Raw genomic sequence first — 24,814 nt, 5'->3', positions numbered from 1 at the left:
TTACTCCGCGTCGCCGAGCGCGCGCGGCGCGGGCGGTGGCGGCGCGCGATGGAAACGCGCGCGCACGCGGCGGCCGAGCGAATCGAATGCGAGGTAGATCACGGGCGTCGTGAAGAGCGTGAGCAACTGCGAGACGATCAGGCCGCCGACAATCGCGATACCGAGCGGATGACGCAGTTCGGACCCCGCGCCCCAGCCGACCATCAGCGGCAACGCGCCGAGGAGCGCGGCCATCGTCGTCATCAGGATCGGGCGGAAGCGAAGCAGACACGCCTGATAGATCGCGTCGCGCGGCGCCTTGCCCTGTTCGCGCTCGGCTTCCAGCGCGAAGTCGATCATCATGATCGCGTTCTTCTTCACGATACCGATCAGCAGCACGATGCCGATAATCCCGATGATGTCGAGATCGTGTCCGGTGATCATCAGCGAAAGCAGCGCGCCGACGCCGGCCGAGGGCAGCGTGGAGAGAATCGTGATCGGATGGATGAAGCTTTCGTACAGCACGCCGAGCACGATGTACATCGTGACGATGGCCGCGAGAATCAGGAAGAGTTCGTTCGACAGCGAAGCCTGGAACGCGAGCGCCGCGCCCTGGAAGCGGATCTGGAACGACGCGGGCAAGCCGATGTCGTGCTTCGCCTGGTCGATCGCCTTGACCGCCGCGCCGAGCGACGCGCCGGGCGCGAGGTTGAACGAGACAGTCGTGGCCGGGAACTGGCCCAAGTGCGTGACCAGAAGCGGCGCGGCGCGCTCGTGGAACTTGGCGATGGCCGAGAGCGGCACCTGGCCCGAACTCGCCGTGGACGAGGGCAGGTAGAGCCCGTTGAGCGTCTCGCTGTAGTGCGCGTCGGTCGGCTGGGCTTCGAGAATCACGCGGTACTGGTTCGACTGCGTGAAGATGGTCGAGATGATGCGCTGGCCGAAGGCGTCGTAGAGCGCGTTGTCGACGGTGGCGGGCGTGATGCCGAAACGCGCCGCCGTCGCGCGGTCGATTTCCACGTAGACGGACTGCCCGTTCTCCTGAAGATCGGTCGCGACATCGGCGAGCACCGGCGAATGCTGCAGCCGTTCGACCATTTTCGGCACCCATTCGGCGAACTCGGTGGCGTTCGGATCGGTCAGCATGAACTGATACTGCGTCGGGCTGACGGTCGAATCGATGGTCAGATCCTGCACCGGCTGCATGAAGAGCTTGATGCTTGGAATGTTCGCCACGTCGTTTTGCAGCGCGCGGATCACGTCGCTCGACGTATTGCTGCGGTCGTCGCGCGGTTTCAGGTTGATCAGCATGCGCCCGCTGTTGAGCGTGATGTTCGTCCCGTCCACGCCGATAAACGACGTCAGGCTTTCCACGTCCGGATTTTTCAGGATCTGCGCGGCGAGCGCCTGCTGCTGCTCGGCCACTGCCTGATACGACGCCGCCTGCGGCGCCTGCGTGATCGCCTGGATCACGCCCGTATCCTGGGTCGGGAAAAAGCCCTTCGGAATCAGCACGTACAGCACGCCGGTCAAGACGAGCGTGAGCACGGCGACGAACAGCGTCGCGCGATAGCGGTCGAGCACCCAGGTCAGCGCGACCGCGTAACGGCCGATCACGTAATCGATAAAGCGGTGTGCGCGCGCCTCGAAACGCTTGCTGTCTTTCGGCGGCGTGTGGCGCAGGAGTTTCGCGCACAGCATCGGCACGAGCGTGAGCGACACCACGGCCGAAATCACGATGGTCACGGCGAGCGTGATCGCGAATTCGTGGAAGAGCCGCCCGACGACGTCGCCCATGAACAGCAGCGGAATCAGCACGGCGATCAGCGAAACGGTGAGCGAGATGATCGTGAAGCCGATCTGCTTCGAGCCTTTCAGCGCGGCTTCGAGCGGCGGATCGCCTTCTTCCACGTAGCGCGCGATATTCTCGATCATCACGATGGCGTCATCGACGACGAAACCGGTCGCGACCGTCAGCGCCATCAACGAAAGATTGTCGAGCGAGAAGCCGCACAGATACATCACGGCGAGCGTGCCGACGAGCGACAACGGCACGGAAAGACTCGGAATCAGCGTGGCCCAGACATTCGCGAGGAACAGGTAGATCACGAGCACGACCAGCACGACCGACAGCGCGAGTTCGAACTGCACATCGCGCACGGACGCGCGGATCGTGGTGGTGCGGTCGGTCACGATGCGCACGTCGAGCGCGGCGGGCAGCGACGCCTGCAACTGCGGCAACAGTTTCTTGATGCCGTCCACCACCTGAATCACGTTCGCGCCCGGCTGGCGCTGCACGTTCAGGATGATCGCGGGTGTCGAATCGACCCACGCGCCGAGCTTGGTGTTTTCCGGACCCTGCACGATGGTCGCCACGTCGGTCAGCATGACCGGGCGGCCGTTTTTATACGCGACGACCGCGCTCTTGTACGCGTCGGCGTCGGTGAGCTGGTCGTTCGCGTTGATCGTGTAGGCGCGGCTCGGGCCGTCGAAATTGCCCTTCGGCGTATTGACGTTGAGGTTCGAGATGGTCGTGCGCAGATCGTCGATATTCAGGCCATACGAGGCGAGCGCGCGCGTATTCGCCTGGATCCGAACAGCCGGGCGATTGCCGCCGCTGATCGACACTAGCCCGACGCCCGCAACCTGCGAGATTTTCTGCGCGAGACGGGTGTCGGCGAGATCCTGCACCTGCGTGAGCGGCAGCGTTTTCGAGCTGATTGCGAGCGTGAGGATCGGGGCGTCGGCGGGATTGACCTTGGCGTAGATCGGCGGCGCGGGCAGGTCGGACGGTAACAGATTGCCCGCCGCGTTGATCGCCGCCTGCACTTCCTGCTCGGCGATATCGAGCGGCAAATCGAGGCTGAACTGCAACGTGATGACCGATGCGCCCGCCGAGCTTTGCGACGACATCTGGTTAAGGCTCGCCATCTGCCCGAACTGCTTTTCGAGCGGCGCGGTGACGGCGGACGTCATCACGTCCGGCGACGCGCCGGGGTAGAAGGTCTGAACCTGAATGGTCGGGTAATCGACGGCGGGCAGCGCGGACAACGGCAAAAAGCGCAGCGCCACGAGGCCGACCAGCATGATCGCCGCCATCAGGAGCGCCGTGCCGACCGGACGCAGAATAAAGGGACGCGAAGGATTCATGCTTGTACGTGCTCTTGCCGGTTATTGCTGCGGCTGACGATGACGCCCGCCGTGATGCGCGCCGGAAGCCGCACTCGCCGCGCTTGCTGCGCTCCCTGGCGCGGCACCCGATGCACCTGATGCACCTGATGCCGCCTTGGGCTTGTCCGCCGGAATCGTGATCTTCGCGCCTTCCTTCAGCCGGTCCGAACCGTCGATCACCACGCGCTCGCCCACCTGCAGCCCCGACTTGATGCTGGTGCGCTCGCCATCGACCGGACCGATCTTCACGTTGCGAACGGTGACCGTGTTGTCCGGCTTCGCCACATAGACGAACGCGCCCGACGATCCGTTCAGCACCGCCGACGTCGGCACGATGATCGCGTCCTTGATGACATCGACGAGCAGTTTCGTGTTCACGAACTGGTTCGGAAACAGCATGCCGCCCTTGTTGTCGAAGCTCGCGCGCAGCTTGACCGTGCCGGTGGTGGTGTCGATCTGGTTATCGACGGTGTCGAGATAGCCCGCTTCGAGCGAAGTGGTGTTCGCGCGGTCGTAGGCCGTCACCGACATCTTCGACCCCGCGCGCAGCGGTTTCAGAATCGCGGCGAGATTGTCCTCGGAGGTCGTGAAAATGACGCTGATCGGCTGCAACTGCGTGATGACGACGACGCCGTTCGTGTCGCCCGTCGTCACGTAATTGCCCGGATCGACTTGCCGCAAGCCGACGCGCCCCGACACCGGCGCCGTGATGCGCGCGTAGATCAGGTCGAGCTTGTAGGTGTCCACGTTGGCTTGATCCGACTTCACCGCGCCTTCGTACTGCTTCACGAGCGACGCCTGCGTGTCCACCTGCTGCTTCGCGATCGAATCCTGCGCGAGCAGCGTCTGGTAGCGCTGCGAATCGAGGCGCGCCGTCTGCAGCAGCGCCTGATCTTTCGCGAGCGTGCCTTCCGCGTTGCGCAGCGAGATTTCGTAGGGACGCGGATCGACCTGCGCGAGCAGATCGCCTTTCTTGACCATCTGACCTTCGGTGAAGGCGACGTCCATCAGCGTGCCGTTGATCTGCGTCTTGACCGTCACGCTCGCGAGCGGCGTCACGGTGCCGAGCGAATTGATGACGACCGGCATCTCGCCCTGCGTGACACTCGCCACATGCACCGGCTGCGGCTGATTCGCCAGGCCGCCGGGACCGCCCATGCCCGCACCGCTGCGACGTCCCGCGTGCTGCGCACCGGTCTGCGCGCCATCGCCCTTGTTCCACGGATGCCACCATAGCAGCGCGCCACCCGCGATCGCCACGGCGAGTATCAGCAGCCACAGACGCCGCCGCCGCGTAGGGCGGGGCGGGAGGGGATTCGAGGGATCGGTGGGGCGCGGCGTGGAAGGGTTTTGTTGTTCGTCCATCGTTTCGTAGCGTGTGATCGGTGGCGGTTGGTCGTGCTGATGCGGTGCGGCGTCGGTGCGTTCGGCTTAGTGCGTTCGGCTTGGTGCGTTCGGCTTAGTGCGTTCGGCTTAGTGCGTTCGGCTTAGTCGAGTTCGGGAGTGTTGGCGGTCGGACGCGTGAATTCCCGCTTCGCACATCCGTTCGCGGATATAGACGCGAGGCCGGTGCGGCGTCGGTTTGTACGCGTTTCGAAAGTGACTGGAAAGGATCGAACGCCTGGGCCGGTCAGGCGAAGCATGATGCTACGTCCCGTGCTTCGTCAGCGTCCAGCGATCTTTCTTTCGATTGATTACGAGCGTTACATCGTCGTGCAAGACGCGCTATGAGCAGGATTTTGCCGGATTCGGCGAGCGGATCATTTAACGTGAGGTGACGCGCGATGGACGCGGAGAGACGAGACGCCCGCGCGCTTCGCATGAAAGCGTCGCGCGCGGGCAGCGGCGGGGGCGAACCGCGAGCGTTAGTCGGCGAGGCGCGCGGTAGGCGTGCCGCCGATCTCGCCCACGATCCGCTCGACACATTCAACTAGCGCCGGTCCGACGCTGTCGATCAGCACATCGCGCGGGCACTGGTGCGCCGCGCCGCCGACATTCACCGCATAACGCTGCCCGGACGGGCCGACAAAGCCGGCCGCGACCGCGTTCAGGCCGTGGTGCCATTCGCCGGTCGAGATAGCGAAGCCGAGCTGGCGCGCTTCGTCGAGACCGCTTTGCAGGCCGCTGTGGACGGCCGGCCAGTCGTCGCCCGACGCGGTTTGCAGGCTGGCGAGCAGCGCCTGCCGGTCCGCCGGCGAGAGCACGGACAGATACGCGCGGCCGATCGACGTGCGCGCGAGATCCATACGTCCGCCCACTTCCAGCCGCGACACCAGCACGGCGGTGCGCGGCCGGATGGCATCGATCACCACCATCTCCAGCCGGTCCCGGACACCCAGATGCACGCTGAGCGACGTGTGCTCCGCCAGCGTGATCAGAAAGGGACGGGCGCGCGCGCGGATGTCGAAATTGCGAAGGAAGCCGTTGCTTAATTCCAACACCGAGGCCGTCAACACAAAGCGTTCGCTGTCGGGAAGGCGAAACAGCAAGCCCGCGTTCACCAGCGTCGCGGTGATACGCGACACGGTCGGCTTCGGTATGCCGGTCCACTCGGTTAATTCGCGATTGCTCACCGGTGCATCGGCGGCGGCAATCCGGCGCAGGACATCGAGACCGCGCGCGAGCGCCGTCACTTCCTCGCCGTCTTTTTCCCTGGTCTTTTCCCGACCAGACGGTCGGCTCTCAGCAGTATCCATTGTTTTTTTTGAAACTTTGTTTCATTTGTAAAAGCCGCACGCCATGCAATGTTTCGGCGTGCGGATCGTGCTTCGGTCATGCGATGCAATTCGGAGAAAGTGCAATTCTAATGAGGGTTTAGCGCTGCTCTGCCAATTCTGGATCGCGCGCGAGGGCAGTTGCTCTACTCGGGAGATTTTCCTTGACTTGAACTTCGTTCCCGTAAAAAATGGAACCCGATTTCGAAAGAACGCAGCCCGCGAAATAACTTTGCTGGGCGCGCTTTTGATTACCGGCTCTCAGGTTCTAGCACGGCCCTCGGAATGGCTAGAACTTTTAAGGCGCTACGGAAACGTAGCGCCTTTTTTTTGTGCTTCGCATTTTGGTGTTACGTCCCCGAATATACTCGATCGGACACGTTTTACGCACTGACGAAACGTCGACGCTCAACAGAGCTGAATGGGCTGCATTGGGCTGCATTGTTAGGTCTGCACAAATCGCAATGGCAGTTTGTCCCAATATGTAAAAAGGCCATTCTGACTGACGCCAGAATGGCCCTCTACTTACTGCGACAGTAACTTTTTTTTATCGCGCGCTCATGCGCGGCCGGCGAACATGCGACGCGGCGTCATCAGCCGCCAGCCTCGGAGCATCCAGTAGATACTCGCGGCGGCCAGCACCGCGGCCGATCCAAAGATGAACTGAGCCGAAACGTGCTCGGGCGCAAACGCGCTCGTGACGATCATCAGCGCCGCGAACAGCGCGCATGCCGCCTGCACGAAAGCGCGCCGCGCGGGGCCGCGGTTTTTAGCGCGGGCCGCGCGCGATACCGGCACGCGGGTGAACGGTTCGAACAGCATCAGTCCGGCGACGAGCGCGACCACGAGATTCATCAAATTCATAATGGCAGGAATGGGAGGTCAAGAATTCCCGCACTTTATGAGGATCGACGGCGACGGAATATTAGATATGTCCGAAAGATATAGGGCGCTGCGCCGGAAGCCGCCACAAACGGTTTCCGGCGCGCCGTTGCTTACAGTTCGATGCGCGTGCCAAGCAAGATCAGGAATTGCCGCAGCCACTCGGGATGCGCGGGCCACGCCGGCGCGGTGACGAAATTGCCGTCGGTGATAGCGGCATCGACGGGGATATCCGCGTATTCGCCGCCCGCGAGCTTCACCTCCGGCGCGCAGGCCGGATAAGCCGAAATGCGCCGTCCCTCGATCACGTTTGCCGCCGCGAGCAATTGCGCCGCGTGGCAGACGGCGGCGACCGGCTTCTTCGTCTCCGCGAAATGGCGCACCAGGTCGAGCACGCGCTCATTGAGCCGCAGATACTCCGGCGCGCGGCCGCCCGCGATCGCGAGGGCGTCGTACTGGGCCGGATCGATGTCGTCGAAGGTGGCGTTGAGCGCGAACAGGTGGCCCGGCTTTTCCGTGTAGGTCTGATCGCCCTCGAAATCGTGGATTGCCGTCTTGATGGTGTCGCCGCTCTTTTTGCCCGGACAGACCGCGTCGACGGTGTGTCCTACGGCCTGCAAGGCCTGGAACGGCACCATCGTTTCATAGTCCTCGGCGAAATCGCCGGTCAGGAAGAGAATCTTCTTTGCAGCCATCTAGAACCTCCGGAAAGGGTTGAACACCGTCAGGCGCGTCTCCTCGCGCCCGCCGCACGCATGGCGCGTCGCGCATGATGCGCAAAGCCAGTCTACTCCCGGCTTCTGACAATTCAACGTCGGCGGGGCGCGGCACGGTCCAAAGCAGTGCGGGCGCTGGCGGGCGGCGTATCATGGGCGCGTTTTTACCGCCGACGGCCCGGGCGGCGGATTTATCGGTGGCACGCATGGCGCGGCGCGGGGCCGCGCGCTCAAATGGAATTTCACGATGACGCAGAACACCTCACCGAGGGCGAACCTGAAACGCATCGCCGTCGTGCTCGCCGCGCTGGGCGTGCTCGCCGCCTGCGAAAAGCACGACGCCGATGCGAGCCAGGCCGCCGCCGCGCTCAATAATCTCGCGAGCCAGGCGAACCAGAAAATGGATCAGGCGGCGAGTTACGTCGGCCAGCACGTCGATGCCGCAAAGAGCACGGCGCAACAGAACCTCGATTCGGCGGCGTCCGCGCCGGATATCTCCGCGAGCGGCGTCGCCGAAACGGCGCGCGCCAATCTGGCTGGCGCGGCCAGCGCGACCAATGCGGCCATCGCGGATGCCGCGAGCAGCACCGGCGCGGGTTTGCAGACGGCGGGGCGCAAGCTCCAGCAATGGTCGGCGGCCGATGGCGGCGCGAGCGCGAGCGCCGGCACGCCACGCAGCGACGCCGACAAGTAGCGCGCGATGGACGCGGTGCCAGGCGTGCATGCGTGGTTTCTCGTCGATCCGCACGCCGCGCGGGTTTTCCGCCGCCACCATGCGCGTTTCATGCTCGGCACCCGAGCCTCGACTAACATTCAGTTACGCCGCTCACACTCGGCTGGCGGGACCGAGCGGCTAAACTGGCGGTCTTCTCAAAATTGCCCACCGCCATGAAGTCAAGCATTCGCGTGCGTTCCGGCGCACTGGCGACCGCCGCTGCGTTCGCGCGGGCGGCCCGCGCGGGCATCGCGCTCGACACGCGCATTCGCGTCGCCGCGTTACGCATAGGGGCGCTGCTCGTGACGGTCGTCGCGACTGTGGTCGTTGTATGCGCAACGGTGCCCGTCGCGCACGCGGCCGGGCCAGCGCTCACGCTGCCGTCTCTCGAAGAGCTTCTCAAGCCCGCAGCGCCGGCGCCCGCGTCAGCGCCGGATGCGGCATCGGCCAGCCTGAGCGACGCCGATCTCGCCCGCTCGCTCGACACGGTCATTTCGACGCTCGATAACGACCACCAGCGCGCCGCGCTCGTCGCGCAGCTCAAGAAACTCCGCGATGCCAAGCGCGAAGCCGATGCAAGCCCGGCCACCGCGTCGTCCGGCGTGGCGAACGGTGCGGCGCCGGGCGTGGCTCCTACAGGCTCGTCCGGCGCGAGCACGGTGGCGGTGAGTTCGGCGGCGTCGTCGGTGGTCGCGTCCATCGCGCAGAACGCCGGGCTGCTCGGCGCGATCGCCTCGGGACTGACGAGCCTCGAAGCCGACGTGAAGCGCGGCCGCACGCCGTTCGCCTACTGGGGCGGCCGTTTCAACGCGGCGGGCAACGAACTTTTCACGATCGTCACGAGCCAGAGCCGCGAAAGCTTCTGGCGCACCCTGTTCAACTATTTCGCGACGCTCGCGGTTTGGGGCGCGTGCGCATACCTGCTCGTTTATCTGCAGCGCCGTCTGCACACGCGCTACGGCATCCATTTCGGCCTGCACGCGAATCCGACCACGCGCGAACTGCTGTATTTCGCGCTCCGCCGCGTCGCGCCGTATCTGGTCGCGTTCCTCGCCGCGCTCACCTTCGTGCGGATCGCGCCGCAATCGCTCGGACGCACGCTCGCGATGGTCACCGCCTACGCAATCGTCGCGGGCGCGGTGTTTTCGTCGATTTGCCTGATCATGTTTTCGCTGTTCGGCTCGGCGCACCGGCGCGTGGCCGTTGCCGTGCTCATCATGCGGGCGCGGCGGCTGCTGTTCCTGGTCGGCACGCTCGGCGCGCTCGGCGATGCCGCCGCGAACTACGACGTCGCCCAGCAACTTGGCACGAATTTATCGGCGCTGATCTCGACCTTCGCGAACATGGGCGCGGCCGTGCTGACCGCGTATTTCGCGCTGGCGTTCCAGCGGCCGGTCGCGCATCTGATCCGCAGCCGCTCCTACGATCAGCGCCAGCGCCACAAGGCCGCGACCGAAACGTTCGAAGTCGTCGCGTCGCTCTGGCAAGTGCCGATGCTGCTGCTCGCGTCGGCTTCGGTGATCGCGACGCTCGCCGGCATCGGCACGTCGGAGAACGTCCTGCAAATGGCGATCGCGACCGCCGGCCTGCTCGTCGTCGCGTTTTTTCTGAGCGCGATCGTCCTGCGCGTCACGCGGCTGCCCCCGCGCAAGACGCGCCGGCAATCGGCGTATGTACGGCGGCTGGTCAAATTCATCGGCACGCTGATCGTTCTCTTTGTCTGGGTTGCGTTCTGCGAACTCGCGTCGCGTCTGTGGGGCTTTTCGCTCGCGCAACTCGCGGAGGAGAGCGTCGCCGCGCGCGGCATCACGCATGCTGTCGGCGGGATCCTGACGACGGTGTTCATTGCGTGGCTCGTGTGGATCCTGATCGATACCGCGATTCAGGAGGCGCTCAATCCCAACGCGCCGCGCGGCAAGACGCGCGGGCCGAGCATGCGCGCCCGCACGATGCTGCCGCTCGTGCGCAACGTCGTGTTCGTCTCGCTCCTGACCGTCGCCGCGATCGTGACGGCCGCCAATCTGGGGCTGAACGTGACGCCGCTCCTGGCGGGCGCGGGCGTGATCGGGCTGGCGGTGGGTTTCGGCGCGCAGTCGCTGGTGGCCGATCTGATCACCGGGCTTTTCATCCTGATCGAGGATTCGATTTCGGTCGGCGATTCCATCGAGGTGGACGGCGGCCACGCGGGCATCGTCGAAAGCCTGACGATCCGCACCGTCCGGCTGCGCGACGGGCAGGGCGCGATCCATGCCATTCCGTTCTCGCAGATCAAGATCGTGAAGAATCTGTCGCGCGATTTCGCGTATGCGGTGTTCGAGGTGCGCGTGCCGTTCACGGCGGACGTCGATCAGGTCACGCAGATGATCCGCGAGGTCGGTGCGGAACTGATGGCCGATTTCCGCTACCGGCGCGAGATGCTCGGGCCGGTTGAAGTGTGGGGCCTGGACCGTTTCGATCCGAACTGGATGGTCGTGAAAGGGCAGATCAAGACGCGGCCGTTGCAGCAATGGAGCGTCGCGCGGGCGTTCAATTTGCGGATCAAGCGCAAGATGGACGGCATCGGCATGGAGATTCCGGTTCCGCAGATGCACGTGCGGATGACGCGGGAGGGGCAGCATATGGAGGAGCGGGAGCATCCCGGCAACGAACCCGCGCCGCTTTCGCCGGTCGAGCGGAGCGGGGCAGCCGCGGCGCGCGATGTCTCGCACGAGCCGCGCCCCGCGCCGCCGCCGACCGATCAGTCGGTGCAGGTGCCGCCGCAGATTCCGACGGCGACCGAGCCGGGCAAGGCGTAGGAGCGGCGCTAAGAGCGCGGCGCGATCAGACGCCGAGCGCCACGAGATCGTTCACATGAGTGGCGATCCGAGCGGCTTCGACACCATAGACATGCAGCGAAACGGCATGGCGCGTGCGGTCCGGCGCGGCCGCATTTCCCAGTCGATGAATCCCGCCACGGCCCGCGCCTACGAAGGAAACCGCGCCGGCATCGCGCACATGACGGCGCGTTTCGATTGCCCGGTTATCGTGCGGATCCCAGCGATAGAGCGTTTCGGTGAGCGCGCCCTCGATCACCGCATAGCCACACCACGTATGGTGACCATGCACGGGGCTCGCCTGGCCCGGCGCCCAGACGAGCGCGGCGACGGCGTAGCGGCCGCAAGGATCGGCGGCGAGCAGATGCCGGCGATACGTGGCGGCGTCGCCTTCGCGATGCGCAGGCGTTAGCAGCGCGGGATCGGCCGATGCTTCCGCGAGCGCCGCGCGCACCTGCCGGGCGAACGCGGCGGTGTCCGGTGCATTAGCATGCGCGTCGCACGCGAAGTCGAGCGCGACACACAGGCGTTCGATGGACATACAGGCTGTCGGGGACGAAGAAGGCAGCGGCATCGCGGATCCTTGGGTTGCGGTGGCTTGCGAAGCGCGCCGCGTGCGTTTTTCAGTCCCAAAGTTATACCGGTTTGCACACGGAAAGAGTTTCCATATAATTCCGCTCAATCTTCCAAAAATAGAATAATTTCCTACACGAGGCGCGAGATGGGAATGGACCTTATTGATCGCAAGTTGCTCGAACTCCTTCAGGCCGATGTCACGATGCCGGTAGCGGAACTCGCGCAGCGCGTGAATCTCTCGCAGACGCCGTGCTGGAAGCGCGTGCAGCGGCTGAAGGAAACCGGCGTGATCCGCGCACAGGTGGCGCTCTGCGATCCGCGCAAGCTCGGCGTCGGCACGACGGTGTTCGTCGCGGTGCGCACGAACCAGCACACGCAAAGCTGGGCGGAGGATTTCACGCGCGCCGTACGCGATATTCCCGAAGTGGTCGAGGTGTACCGGATGAGCGGCGAGACGGATTACCTGCTGCGCGTGGTGGTGTCGGATATCGACGACTACGACCGGGTCTACAAGGAACTGATTCGCGCGGTGCCGCTCTACGACGTGAGTTCGAGCTTCGCGATGGAGCAAATCAAATATTCGACGGCGTTGCCCGTGCGTCCGCCGCTGGTCGACACCGAGCGCTGAGCGTCCGTTGCAACCCGGTTGAAATCATCGCCGGGTAACATGGCGCCTTCACTTTTTCCTCTACCCGCTGAGCTTATCCCCCATGACCGACGACCGCAGACAAGGCCCGCGCCGCAAAAATCCGACATTTGCGATCAGCATCTTCATCGTCGTCGTCGTGTTGCTGGTGATCGGGACGCTGTTCTTCAACGCGATCCGCGAGAAGCGCGAATTCGATGAGCACGACGCCACGCCGCCGACCGCTGCGAGCGGTGCCAGTCCCGCCGTGCCGGCGATCGGCGCGTCGCAGTAAGCGGCATCGAGCAGCAACAGGCCGCCTGGTCACTCCGGCAAGCGGATCAGGCTCGCGTCCTTGCGGATCAGCACCGACGCCGCGAGCATCTGCTTGCACTGGTGCGCGAGCAGTTTCAAATCCTGCACGGCATCGCTCGGCACGCTTTCGGCTCGCTCCGCGCCGACCACCATCGAATCGAGCTCACGCGAAAGTTGCTTCGACTGCTCGGGCTGGTCGTCGGGTAACGGCTCGCCGTTCTGCGCCTGCGAGAGATTTTCGCGCACCACCGACAACACGCGCTGCACTGGCTGCGTCGTCGCCGCCTCCGCCTGATTGACGGTCTGCAGGAGCGGCGCGGCGGCGGTGATCTGCGAGGCGAGCACGTGACTGCGGATCAGCAGATCGTTGAGTTCCGGCACGAACTTCTGCTGCGACTTCGGCTCCAGCATCATCCGCTGAAACGCCTGACCGAGATTCGCAAACGCGATATGCACGTTCTTGCGCGCGAGCCGGTAGCGGAAATCGCGGTCGAGCGCGGTCGCCGCAACGGTCGCCGCCGCCGATGCACCCGAGCTTGCGGCCGCCGCCGTGCTTTCGCCCATCTTCGGATTTCCGATACTTTGCGTGAGACGCGCGGCGGCGAGTTTCGCGTTGGTGTCCGGGGTTGACGTTGGCGTTAGTGCTGGCGGCGGCGTTGGCTCGAGGGGCGCCGACGCCGGAACAACTTCTCCCGGCTGCGCGGCGGCCGAGACTGCCGCTACCGCCGCGCCGGTGTTGCCATCGGCGAACGCGGCCGGTTCCGGTTCCTGCGCGCCGGCCGTGTCCGGCGACGCGGGCTTGCCGCTCCACCACCAGCTCGCCTCCAGATAATTGCGCGTCGACGCGATCATGTCGTTCACGAGCTTGCCCATCAGCCGGTATTCCCAGTACGGGAACAGGTGGCTCGCGGCGATCGCGATGGCGCTGCCGACCACGGTATCGATGGCGCGCTCGCCGATCAGCCGCATGCTGCCCGGCGCGAGCAGATGAAACATCAGCAACACGAACGACGACGTGAACACGACGCTCGCCGTGTAATTGAAGAGAAGCAGGCTGTAGCTCATCACCATCGAGGCGAACATGATGACGAGCAGCAAGTGCGGATTCTTCACGATCAAAACGAGCGCGACCGTCGCCGCGCAACCGATCAGCGTGCCGATGATCCGCTGGACGTTGCGCTGCTTGGTGAGCGAATAGCCGGGCTTCAGGATGATGACGGTGGTCATCACGATCCAGTAGGCGTTGGTGAGCGGCAAAATGCGGCCGAGCCAGAAACCGACGCCCACCGCAATGGTCACGCGCAGCGCATGGCGAAAGCTCGGCGAGCTCATCGTGAGATTGGAGAAAATCTGCATCAACGGTACGCGGCGGCTCGAAATGAAGCGCGACAGCGCATGATCGATACGCAGTTCCGTCTCGGTCGTATCGTCGGATGCGCGCGTGTGACGCCGCATCTTGTCGATCAGCCGCGTCCCGCTCCATAAGCGCCGGAAGACGGCCGCGACCGCTGAGTACGCTTCCGGATTCTTCTGCGGCAAGCCGTGCTTGCGCATCAGTTCGAGTTCGTACTCGATCGCGCGCAATTCCGCCTTCATGCTGATGCGCGGCCCCGCTGCCTGATTACGCAGCACCGCAAGGCCGATGCCGTCGAGATCGGCGGCGGCTTTTCGCATCAGATCGCGATAAAAAATCAGCACGTCCGAGCCTTCGAACGCCTGGCGGACAAGCGGATAGTCCGTATGCGCGCCGACAAAAAACTCGTGCAGATCCACCACGTTGATAAACAAATTGAAGAGCTTCGCGCGACGCGGCTGCAGCTTGCCGCTCTTGAGCTTCGGCAGGTTGCGCAACACGATCTCGCGCGCGGCATCCTGCCGTTCGACCGCCGCAATCTGCTTTTCAATCAGCTTTCTATAGCATTCGTCGAGATCGGCTTCGGGATCGTAGAACTCGGCGCGCGCTTCCAGATACTCCGCGCAGCTGAACATGCTTTCGGCGAGCGCCTGCTGCTCGATCCGGTACGCCTGCCAGCGGCTCACGAGCGTCGCCCAGTACGTGTACCAAAGCCCGCCGACCAGAATCCAGGACGCGTTGATAAGCGCCTGCATCGGCGTGAAATGTTCTTCGAGCGTGACGATCATCATGAAGAGCGTCGCGAAGCTGATTTGCGGCCAGCGGTTGCCGTAGACCACGATGAGTGAAAGCGCGAAGGTGAGCGGCACGACGGTCAGCCAGAGCGCGAGCACGTTCGTGCTGGCGATGCCGGTGGCGAGCGCCGAGAAGAAGCCGATCACCGTGCAGGCGAGCATCTCGTTGTGCTTGTATTTCAGCGGGCCGGGCATGTCCACCGCGCAAGCGCCGAGCGCGCCGGTCGCGATCGTGAAGCCGAGTTCGCGGTTGTGGAATACCGTCAGCATGAGCACGGCGGGAAACGACACGCCGAACGCGATGCGCAAGCCGCCGAAGAAATACTGGCTGTAGATGAATTTCTTGATTTCGAGCGAGTAGTGCATCGACTTCCTGTTTGCCGCTGATGGGTTTTGAGCCATGCGTCTTCGGACGGACGGCTCGCCATGACTGGGGTCGAGTCTAACCCAACCTTACCGCGATGAGACCCTGGCCGAACGGCTAGGTTCTGCCCGCCGATAGCGTTTGCTATCCTGTCGGTTCACCTAGAAAACGCACGAGCCGACGGCTTTGCGCCCCGTGCTAACGAACAGGTTTTATGCTCGAACTCTTCTATTCGAACCGCCACGAAACGCTGTCCCAAGCGCTTTTCGACGACCTCGCCGCTTTCGCGATGAACGCGGACGACCCGTTCGCGAGCCAGCCCGTCATCGTGCCGAGCGCGGCCGTGCAGCGCCGGCTCGAGCTGGATATGGCGGCGCGCTTCGGGATCTGCGCGAATGTCGAATTTTGTTATCTGGCGCAATGGCTGTGGACGCAGATCGGCCGCGTGCTGACCGTGCCCGCGCATTCGCCGTTCGCGCCGGACCGGCTCGTGTGGCGCATCTACCGGCTGCTGCAAAGCCCCGCATTCGATGAATCCGCGCGGCTCGCGTCGTATCTGAACGCCGCCGACGATCCGATGCGCTACGAACTCGCGCGCCGTATCGCCATCGTGTTCGATCACTATCTGACGTATCGGCCGGAATGGCTCACGCACTGGCAGGCGGGCGGCTCGATCCTCGCCGCGCCGGGCGCGGGTGAGCTCGACGCACGCGGGCCGCGTTTGGCTGGCGCGAGCGAGATTCATCGCGAGGACGAGCAGTGGCAGGCCGCGCTCTGGCGGGCGCTGCTCCACGATCTTTCAAGCGACGCGGCAGAGAACCCGACTTACGATCCGACGCCGCCCGCGTACCGCTTTATCGCGGAGTCGACGCGGCTCGATCTCGACGCCGTGATGCGCGCCGAGTGGCCGGAGCGCATCAGCGTGTTCGCGCTGCCGACCATGCCGCCGCTGCATATCGCGTTGCTGCGCGAACTGTCGCGCTGGATCGACGTGCGGGTGTATGCGATCAATCCGTGCCGCGAGTTCTGGTTCGACATCGTGAGCGTCGCGCGGGTCGAGCAACTGGAAATGCGCGGCGAGCGCGATTATCAGGAAGTGGGCAATCCGCTGCTCGCGGAATGGGGCCGGCAGACGCAGGCGCAACTGCACATGCTGCATGAACTGACCGAGAGCGCGGCGTCGCGCGAGGCCAGCCATTTCGAGGAGAACCCCGGCGCGACGTGGCTCGCGCGCGTGCAGAACGCGATTCTCGATCTGCGGGAAACCGAGGTGCAGGAAATAGATGACGCGCTCGAACCCGGCGTCGAGGTGCATGTGTGCCACAGCCTGTCGCGGCAGCTTGAGGTGCTGCACGACCGACTGCTCGGCTGGTTCGATGAAATCGAAGGGCTGGAACCGTCCGATGTGCTCGTGGCGTTTCCGGATCTGGCGACGGCGGGGCTGCTGATCGACGGTATTTTCGGCACCGCGCCCGCCGCGTCCTCCGGCTTGGCCGGCGAGCGGCGGCGCATTCCGTATCGGATCACCGGCCTGCCGCCGTCGCAGGCGAACCCGGTCGCGCGCGTGCTGCTCGACTGGCTCGCGCTGCCCGAGCGCAGTGTCGGCGCGCCGGAATTGATCGAGTGGCTGCGGGTGGATGCGGTATCGGCGCGCTACGGTATCGACGCCACGGCGCTCGAGACCGCGCAGGCGTGGCTCGCGGCGGCGGGCGCGCGGCGCGGTCTTTCGCCCGCTGAAGTGAGCGCCGCCGACGTGCCGGCCGCGCGCCACACGTTCTCCGACGCGCTCACGCGGCTCTTTCTCGGCTACGCGCTGCCGGGCGGCGGCGCGCCCGTCGATGCGTGGCTGCCCGTCGAAGGCGCGAACGGTTCCGAGGCGGAACTGCTCGGCCGGCTGACGCGTTTTATCGACGATATCGAGGCGTTTGCCGACAGCATGAGCACGCCGCGCTCGCCGCGTGCGTGGAGCGATCTGCTGCTGACTGCGCTCGAATGCTTTTTCGACGCTGGCATGGCGTTCGCCGATTCGGTCGCGGAAGTGCGCGGCACGCTCGACGCGCTGATCGTCGCGATGGAGCAGGGCGCGGGATCGAGCGAAGTGTCGGCGGCCGTGGTCCGCTCGGCGCTCACCGACGCCCTCGACGATCCCGCGCGCGGCGGCGTGCCCTGGGGCGGCGTCACGTTCTCGTCGCTTACGAGCTTGCGCGGTTTGCCGTATCGCGTGGTGTGCCTGCTCGGCATGGACGACGGCATGCTGCCGAGCCTGTCGCGCGCCGACGAATTCGACCTGATGGCGGCGTTCGGCAAGCTCGGCGACCGGCAGCGGCGCGACGACGAGCGCAATCTCTTCCTCGATCTGCTGCTCGCCGCGCGCGACCGGCTGTTGATCGCGTACACGGGGCGCAGCATCCGCGATAACGCCGCGCTGCCGCCGGCGGCGCTGATCGACGAGTTGCTGGACCATCTTGCGCTCGGCGTCGCGGGCGAGGGCGCGTCGCCCGCCGAGCTCGCGAAGGCGCGTGCCCAATTTGTTTTCGAGCATCCGCTGCAGCCGTTCTCGCCGGAGTATTTCGAGCCGCGCGGCGCGCTTTTCACCTATGAGCCGGAGCGCGCCGAGCTGGCGCGCACGCTGGCTATCGGCGGCAAGTCAGCAGTGCAGCCGTTTTTCAGCGAGCCGCTCGCCGCCGAGGATCCCGCCGAAGCCGTTCCCTTCGACGACTTCGTGCGCTTCTGGCGTCATCCGGCGCGTGCGTTGTTGCGCGACCGGCTGGGCATCGCGCTCTTCGACGCGGAAAGCGAACTGGGCGATACGGAGCCGTTCGAACTCGATTTCGGCGGACGCGATGCGCTGGCGAGCCGCGTGTTGCCCGCGCTGCTGGAAACATCCGATGCATCGGCGAGCCGCGAACGTGCCCGCCGCGTCGCGCGCGCCAGTCCCGAAATGCCGGGCGGCGCGACGGGCGGCGTGTGGCAGGCGCGCGAACTGTCGGCGCTGCATCAACTGGCCGAGCGCGTGCGTGAAGCGGTCAGCGAAGGCGCGGCGCGTTTGCCGTTCACGCTGGATATCGCGCCGCGCTGGCCGGACACGGCGGGCGTCGAGTTGTTCGGCCGCTTCGACGCGCAGCTTGCCGCCGACGCAGAAGACGCGCTGCAACCCTTGCAGCTTCACGGCACGCTGAACCTGCTGACGCGCCAGGGCCAGGTCATCTATCGCTACGACGCGCCACGTGCGCGCGATTACCTGTCGGCCTGGCTCGCGCATCTGGCGTACTGCGCGGCGCTCCCTGACGGCGCACAGCGCACCGCGTGGCACGGACGAGGCGCGGGCGCGCGCTTCGAGTTCGCGCCGGTCGCCGATCCGCTCGCGCACCTCGGCGCGCTCGCCGCGCTCTATCGGGCGGCACGGCGCATGCCCTTGCGGTTCTTCCCGAAAAGCGCGTGGCTGAAAGTCACGGAAGGCGATTCGAAGGCCGAAGGCGCGTGGCTGTCCGAGCGCACCCGCAGCGAATCCGACGACCCCGCGCTGCGCATCGCATTTCGCGGCACGCCGCTCACACTCGACAATGCGTTCGCGCAACTCGCCAAAATCGTGTTCGATCCTTTGATTCAGCATCTGCGGAGCGACGCATGACGGCCGCTCGGCACGACCTCGGCGTGCAGGAACTCGACGTCTTCACCTGCGCGCTCGACGGCGTCAATCAGATCGAGGCGTCGGCGGGAACCGGCAAGACCTGGAATATCTGCGCGCTTTACGTGCGGCTTTTGCTCGAAAAGAAGCTCGCCGCCGACCAGATTCTCGTCGTCACGTTCACGAAGGCGGCCACTGCCGAGTTGCACGAGCGCATCCGGTCGCGGCTCGCGGGTTTGTCCCACGCGATAGAAACCGGCGACGCCAACGGCGACGCGTTCATCGAAACTTTCTTCGACACGACGCTCGCCGAGATCGATCCGCTGGAAGCGAAGCAGCGTATCGACATCGCGCTGCACAGTTTCGATCAAGCCGCGATCCACACGATCCACGCGTTCTGCCAGCGCGCGTTGCAGGAAGCGCCGTTCGCGGCGGCCATGCCGTTCGCGCTCGAAATGGAAGCCGACGACAGCGCGCTGCGTTTCGAACTCGCCGCCGAGTTCTGGCGCGAACGGGTCGAACCCGCCGCCGCGCGCACGCCGTCGTTCGCCGCGTGGCTGGTGGCGAAGGGCGCGGGGCCGGCCTCGCTCGACGCCCAGCTGGCGCGGCGTTTGAAGAAGCCGCTCGCGGCGCTTCTCTGGGGCGACACCGTACTCGAAGCCGCGCAACACGACGCGCGCGAGTTGTTCGATACGGGTTGCGCGCTCTGGCGCGCGGAGCGCGACGCGATCGTCGCGTTGCTTTACGAGGCCGAAGGCAAGCTCAGCAAGACGACGCATAAGCGCACGACCATCGATTCCGCCATCGCCGCGTGGACCGAATATTTCGCGGGCGACGACTGCCATGCAGCGCCACCCGAGCACGCGCTGAAGCTCACCGCGACCGCGCTCAAGAAAGGCACGAAGGTCAAGCACGCGCCGCCCGACCACCCGTTCTTCGACCACGCCGATACGCTCGCCGCCGCGTCGCTCGCGGCCGAAGCGGCGCAGCGCGCGTTGTGGCTCGGCATCGTGCGGGACTGGCTCGACTACGCGCCCGCCGCGCTCGCCGCACGAAAGCGCACGCGCCGCGTGGTGTCGTTCGACGATCTGCTGTCGAACCTCTACGGCTCGCTGTCGCAGCATCCGTGGCTCGCGGGCGCGTTGCGCGCGCGCTATCCGGCGGCATTGATCGACGAATTCCAGGATACCGATCCGCTGCAGTTCGCCATCTTCAACCGCGTGTTCGCGCCCGCTGGGCCACTGTTTCTGGTCGGCGATCCGAAGCAGGCCATCTACAGTTTCCGCGCGGCGGATTTGCACACGTATCTCGCGGCGCGCCGCGAGGCGTCGGCGCGCTATACGCTCGCGGTGAACCAGCGCTCGACCGCACCGATCATCGAGGCGTGCAACCGCGTGTTCGGAACGAATCCGTCGGCGTTCATTCTCGACGGCCTCGACTATCAGCCGGTGCGCGCTGGCACGCGCCGTCGCGAGCCGTTCGTGGACGCGACGGCTGCTGCTTCGTACTCCGATACCGCCGATTTCTGCGTCTGGATGCTGCCGCACGGCGATGCCGCGCGCCTCAAGGCAGGCGCGCAACGCGACGCGGCCGAAGCGTGCGCGGCGGAGATCGTGCGGCTGTTGCGAGGGGCGTCGAAGGCGGAAGTCACGGTCGGCGGAGAGCCGCTTTCACCGGGGCAGATCGCCGTGCTCGTCCAGACGCATCGGCAGGGTAGCCTCGTCAAGCGCGTGCTTGCCGCGTGGGGCGTGGGCAGCGTGGAGCTGGCGCAGGCATCGGTGTTCGGCACGCTCGACGCCGAACAGATCGAGCGCGTGCTCGCCGCCATCGACACGCCGGGCGATTTAAGGCGTTTGCGCGCGGCGCTCGCGACCGACTGGCTCGGCCTCGACGCGGCGGCGCTCTGGCGGCTGGAACACGCGAGTTCCGCGGATGCAGTCGATTCCGGCAACGTGACGAGCGCCGACGCGATGAGCTGGGTCGAACGCTTCTCGCGCTATCGGACGCTTTGGCATGAACGCGGTTTCGCGGTGATGTGGCGCACGCTCGCGCGGGAGTTGGGCATAGCGCAACGGTTGGTGGGCGGCGCGGATGGCGAGCGGCGTCTGACCAACGTGAATCATCTTGCCGAATTGTTGCAGGCGCGCTCGGCGGCGCAGCCGGGCATCGCGCCGACCTTGCGCTGGCTCGCGGCGTCGCGGCAGGACGAAAGCGGCGGCGAGGACGCGCAATTGAGGCTCGAATCGGATCGCAACCTCGTGCAGATCGTGACCGTCCACAAATCGAAGGGACTGGAGTACGGCGTCGTGTTCTGTCCGTTCCTGAATGACGGCGCGTTGCGCGATCCGCCGTCGTCGGGGCTGCCCGACGCGAAGGAATATCACGACGACGAAGGCGCGGCCGTGCTGCATTACGGCTACGACGAGGCCACCGGCGAGCGCGCAGGCGCGATCATCGCGCGCGAGCAGGCGGCCGAGCGCGCGCGGCTCGTCTACGTCGCGCTGACCCGCGCGGTGTATCGCTGCTACGTGGTCGGCGGCGTGTATCTGTCGAGCCGCTCGACCAAGGAGTCGCGCCGCAGCGTGCTGAACTGGCTGATCGCGGGTGCGGGACGCCGCTTCGAAGAATGGCTGCGCGATCCGCCCGAGGAAGCGGAGGTGATCGACGCATGGCGCGCGCTGGCCGCAGGTTCGGGCGGGGCAATTTCAATCGAGCCGCTGCCGGTGATCGACGCCCGCGAGCCGCTCGCGACCCGCACCGAAGCCACGCACGAACTGGCCGTGCGGACGAGCCGCCGGTTGTTGCGCGATCGTTGGCGCGTGACGAGTTTCAGCGCGCTGATCGCGGCGGGCGCACGCGATGAGCACAATCAGCCGCAACCTGCCGACGCGCGGCCCGATCACGATGAACTCGCGGACGCGCTGGCATCGTCGTTTATCGCACCGCCGCCGGACGAGGACGTCCTCGCCGACGACGATATCCTGGCGTTCCCGCGCGGTCCGGCGGCGGGCGAATGCCTGCATCGCATGTACGAACTGGCCGATTTCACCGCGTCCGAAACTTGGGGGCCAGCCGTGGATCGGGCGTTGCGCGAGCATCCGACGCCCACGACGGACGCAATCGCGCAGCATCTCCCGGCGATGATGGCGCGTCTTCTCGCCGATACGGTCGCGACCGAACTCGTACCCGGCCTGCGGCTCGCGGCGATTGCGCCGAAGCGTCGCCTGAACGAACTGGCGTTCCTGTTTCCCGCCGCGTCGCTCGATTTTCCCGCGCTGCGGCGCTTGCTCGTCGCGCACGGTTTCCCCGACGTGGCGCTGGAGGCGGGCGCGCTGCGCGGCTTTGTCAAAGGATTTATCGACATGATCGTCGAGCACGACGGACGTTTCTGGATTGTCGACTGGAAGTCGAACCATCTCGGCGATACGCCGGCCGATTACGCCGCCGGTCCGCTCGCCGAGGCGATGGCGTCGCACGCGTACCACTTGCAGGCGCTTCTTTACGCGCTCGCGCTGCATCGCTATCTGCGCGTGCGGCTCGCCGCCTACGATTACGACACGCATGTCGGCGGCTATCTGTATCTGTTCGTGCGGGGCGTCCGGCCGGACTGGCGTGACGGCGATGCGCCCGCCGGCGTGCATGCCGGGCGTGCGCCGCGCGCGTTGATCGAGGCGATGGACCGGTTGATGTCCGGAGGCGCGGCATGAGCGCGGCGGAAGCGAGGGAAGCGCAGGAAGCGCAGGAAGCGCGCGACGGCGACGACAGCACGGCGCTGGCCGAGGGTTTCGCGCGGCGGATCGGCGTGCTCGCCGAGCGCTTGCGTGCGAATCCGGCCAGCGTGCGTTGGGCGAAGCGCGCGGCGTTCGCCGTGAGCCGCGCGACGACGCAGGGACACGTCTGCGTCTCGCTTGCCGCGCTCGCGCAACGTTACGGCGAGGACGCCGGCCTGGCGCGTGATGCGTTGCTCGCGAGCGGGGTCGCGTGCGGCGACGAGGATGCCCCGGAAGATCTGCTGCCGCTCGTGATCGACCGTGCTGGGCGAATTTATCTCGCGCGCTATTTCGACTACGAGCGGCGGCTCGCAACGGCGCTGGTCGCGCGGGCGGCGCCGCTGGAGACGGCGGCGACCGAACCTGCCGCGATGACGGCCAACGTGGCCCGCGTCGCCCGCTATTTCGAGACGCAGAAGGAGGCGGGCATCGACTGGCAGCGCGTCGCCGCGCTCGTCGCGCTGTCTGGACGGCTGACGGTGGTGAGCGGCGGGCCGGGGACGGGCAAGACGACGACGGTCGTCGGCGTGCTGGCGTGCCTGCTCGACGCCGATCCGAACCTGCGGATCGCGCTCGCCGCGCCCACCGGGAAGGCCGCGCAGCGCATGCAGGAAGCGTTGATCGAGCGTTCGTCGGCGTTGCCGGCCGCGCTCGCCGCGCGTCTGCCGCGCACGTCGTTCACGCTGCAACGCCTGCTCGGGACGCTGGCGTCGGGCGGCTTTCGTCATCATCGCGGTAACCCATTGCCTTACGACGTGATCGTGGTCGATGAAGCGTCGATGATCGACGTCGCGCTCGCCGCACATCTGCTCGAAGCGCTCGGCGCCGATGCGCGTCTCGTCATGCTCGGCGACAAGGACCAGCTCGCCGCCGTCGAGGCCGGCGCGGTCTTCGCCGAACTGAGCGCGCGGCCCGAGTTCAGCGTGGCGGGCGCGGCGCGGATCGCGGGCGCGTTATCGGTGACGCCCGCGGAGTTCATGGCCGCGCTGCCGAACGCAGGTTCTCAGCCAACGCAACCACGCGCCGAAACGGATCTCGCCGACGCCGATTTTCTCATCGACGAAGGCTACGCCGCATTGCATGCCGTCGCGTCCGAGCCGTGGCAACCGGCCGAGGCGGAAACGGCATCCGGCGCGCTCACCGATTGCGTCGTGTGGCTCGAACGCAATTACCGCTTCGGACTGGATTCGGCAATCGGCCGCTTGTCCACCGCGATCCGGCGCGGCGACGCGAACGCCGCGCTTGGCGTGCTCGCGGCATCGGACACTGCGGCCGTGCTGATCGACGACGCCGCGCCCAGCTTGTCGGCGCGCACCATCGCGCGGCTCGGCGCGGGCTTCACGCCGTATTCGGACGCTCTTTCGGCGGCGCTCGACCGAGGCGCGGGCGCGGATCTGGACACCGACGCCGCCGTCGCGCTCTTCGACGCGCTGAATCTGTTTCGCGTGCTCTGCGCGACCCGGCACGGGGCGCGGGGCGTCGAGGAACTCAACGCGCGGATGTCCGCGTTCGTGCGCGAGCGCTCGCGCGTGACGCTCGCACTCGGCGCGCAGTGGTTCGCGGGCCGGCCGGTGATCGTCACGCGCAACGACTACGCGCTCGGTCTGTTCAATGGCGATATCGGCATCGCGCTGCCCGCTGCGGACGGCGCGCTGCGCGTTGCGTTCCGGATCGCGGATGGAACTTTGCGGCATGTTTCGCCCGCCGCGCTCCCGCCGCACGAAACCGCGTTCGCGCTAACCGTGCACAAGTCGCAGGGCTCGGAGTTCGAGCACGCGGCCTTGGTGTTGCCGAACGCGTTTAGCCGCGTGCTGTCGCGCGAACTCGTTTATACGGCGGTGACGCGGGCGAAACGGCGGATCGACGTGATCGGCGCGGCGAGCGTGTTTGCCGAGGCGCTGGCAAGTCCGACCCGCCGCGATTCGGGTCTCGGCGCGCGGATCAAAGCGTCGGTCGCGTCTTCTGTGGAGCATTCGGCATGACCGACTTCCTCGCGATCCCGCCCAACGAGGTCGAACTGACCGCCGTCCGCGCGCAAGGCGCAGGCGGCCAGAACGTCAACAAAGTTTCGAGCGCGATTCATTTGCGCTTCGACATTCGCGCATCGTCGCTGCCCGAGCCGATCAAGCTGCGCTTGCTCGCGTTACGCGATCATCGTGTGACGCGCGACGGCGTGATCATTATCAAGTCACAGGAATACCGCACGCAGGACATGAATCGCGCGGCCGCGATGGCGCGTCTCGATGAACTCGTGCGCAGCGTCAGCGTGACGCGGCGCGCGCGCGTCGCGACCAAGCCGACCCGCGCGTCGCAGCGGCGGCGGGTCGAAGGTAAGGTGCGGCGCGGCGAGATCAAGGCGGGGCGAGGTCGCGTGGACGGGGACTAAGCCGCGCCAACG

At 66.0% G+C, this 24,814-nt stretch carries 15 protein-coding genes; 8 read left to right on the top strand and 7 right to left on the bottom strand.

Going from position 1 to position 24,814, the window contains the following annotated elements:
* From AC3D25_RS10480 to AC3D25_RS10460, 5 genes are all read right to left on the bottom strand, one after another.
* Positions 1-3,129 carry an MdtB/MuxB family multidrug efflux RND transporter permease subunit gene (locus AC3D25_RS10480; protein ID WP_488888340.1) on the bottom strand — a complete coding sequence of 1,043 codons (3,129 nt, stop codon included), beginning with the start codon at positions 3,127-3,129 and terminating at the stop codon, positions 1-3.
* Positions 3,130-3,150: 21 nt separating this feature from the next.
* The gene (locus tag AC3D25_RS10475; protein ID WP_488888339.1) at positions 3,151-4,515 is read right to left on the bottom strand and encodes an MdtA/MuxA family multidrug efflux RND transporter periplasmic adaptor subunit; all 1,365 of its coding nucleotides are present in this window, start codon (positions 4,513-4,515) and stop codon (positions 3,151-3,153) included.
* Positions 4,516-5,015: 500 nt separating this feature from the next.
* Entirely contained in the window at positions 5,016-5,846 is an 831-nt protein-coding gene (locus tag AC3D25_RS10470; RefSeq protein ID WP_488888338.1) for an IclR family transcriptional regulator, read from the bottom strand.
* Positions 5,847-6,422: 576 nt separating this feature from the next.
* Positions 6,423-6,719, bottom strand: coding sequence for a hypothetical protein (locus AC3D25_RS10465; protein ID WP_488888337.1), 297 nt, complete (start codon positions 6,717-6,719; stop codon positions 6,423-6,425).
* A gap of 140 nt (positions 6,720-6,859) precedes the next feature.
* Positions 6,860-7,441, bottom strand: coding sequence for a DJ-1/PfpI family protein (locus AC3D25_RS10460; protein WP_488888336.1), 582 nt, complete (start codon positions 7,439-7,441; stop codon positions 6,860-6,862).
* Between the two features lie 268 nt (positions 7,442-7,709).
* On the opposite strand from AC3D25_RS10460, the gene AC3D25_RS10455 reads away from it, so the two are divergent.
* The gene (locus AC3D25_RS10455) at positions 7,710-8,156 is read left to right on the top strand and encodes a BCAL1086 family glycoprotein (protein WP_488888335.1); all 447 of its coding nucleotides are present in this window, start codon (positions 7,710-7,712) and stop codon (positions 8,154-8,156) included.
* A 194-nt stretch (positions 8,157-8,350) separates the two neighbouring features.
* A complete protein-coding gene (locus AC3D25_RS10450; RefSeq protein ID WP_488888334.1) occupies positions 8,351-10,972 on the top strand; it encodes a mechanosensitive ion channel family protein in 2,622 nt (873 codons plus the stop codon).
* Positions 10,973-10,997: 25 nt separating this feature from the next.
* On the opposite strand, the gene AC3D25_RS10445 is transcribed toward AC3D25_RS10450, so the two are convergent.
* Positions 10,998-11,531: a cysteine dioxygenase family protein gene (locus tag AC3D25_RS10445; RefSeq protein WP_488888333.1), complete on the bottom strand. Its 534-nt coding sequence runs from the start codon at positions 11,529-11,531 to the stop codon at positions 10,998-11,000.
* A 180-nt stretch (positions 11,532-11,711) separates the two neighbouring features.
* On the opposite strand from AC3D25_RS10445, the gene AC3D25_RS10440 reads away from it, so the two are divergent.
* Complete coding sequence (locus AC3D25_RS10440; protein WP_488888332.1) at positions 11,712-12,194, top strand: Lrp/AsnC family transcriptional regulator; 483 nt, start codon at positions 11,712-11,714, stop codon at positions 12,192-12,194.
* An 82-nt stretch (positions 12,195-12,276) separates the two neighbouring features.
* The gene (locus AC3D25_RS10435) at positions 12,277-12,486 is read left to right on the top strand and encodes a hypothetical protein (protein WP_488888331.1); all 210 of its coding nucleotides are present in this window, start codon (positions 12,277-12,279) and stop codon (positions 12,484-12,486) included.
* A gap of 29 nt (positions 12,487-12,515) precedes the next feature.
* Here AC3D25_RS10435 and AC3D25_RS10430 read toward each other — a convergent pair whose 3' ends face one another.
* A complete protein-coding gene (locus AC3D25_RS10430) occupies positions 12,516-15,020 on the bottom strand; it encodes an FUSC family protein (RefSeq protein WP_488888330.1) in 2,505 nt (834 codons plus the stop codon).
* Positions 15,021-15,232: 212 nt separating this feature from the next.
* Here AC3D25_RS10430 and recC point away from each other — a divergent pair, with 212 nt between their 5' ends.
* Genes recC through arfB form a run of 4 tightly spaced genes read left to right on the top strand, consistent with a single transcriptional unit; the run spans position 15,233 to position 24,802 of the window.
* The gene (gene recC, locus AC3D25_RS10425; RefSeq protein ID WP_488888329.1) at positions 15,233-18,649 is read left to right on the top strand and encodes an exodeoxyribonuclease V subunit gamma; all 3,417 of its coding nucleotides are present in this window, start codon (positions 15,233-15,235) and stop codon (positions 18,647-18,649) included.
* On the top strand, positions 18,646-22,353 hold the full coding sequence (gene recB, locus AC3D25_RS10420; protein ID WP_488888328.1) for an exodeoxyribonuclease V subunit beta: 3,708 nt from the start codon (positions 18,646-18,648) through the stop codon (positions 22,351-22,353). The genes recC and recB overlap by 4 nt, the downstream gene beginning before the upstream one ends.
* Complete coding sequence (locus AC3D25_RS10415) at positions 22,350-24,398, top strand: AAA family ATPase (protein ID WP_488888327.1); 2,049 nt, start codon at positions 22,350-22,352, stop codon at positions 24,396-24,398. The genes recB and AC3D25_RS10415 overlap by 4 nt, the downstream gene beginning before the upstream one ends.
* Positions 24,395-24,802 carry an alternative ribosome rescue aminoacyl-tRNA hydrolase ArfB gene (gene arfB / locus AC3D25_RS10410; protein WP_488888326.1) on the top strand — a complete coding sequence of 136 codons (408 nt, stop codon included), beginning with the start codon at positions 24,395-24,397 and terminating at the stop codon, positions 24,800-24,802. Before AC3D25_RS10415 ends, arfB begins: the two co-directional genes overlap by 4 nt.
* Positions 24,803-24,814: the final 12 nt, after the last annotated feature.

This window comes from Caballeronia sp. SL1002, assembly GCF_057814995.1.
Note: the sequence above shows the minus strand (reverse complement) of the source record. Positions and strands in the feature narration are given on the sequence as shown.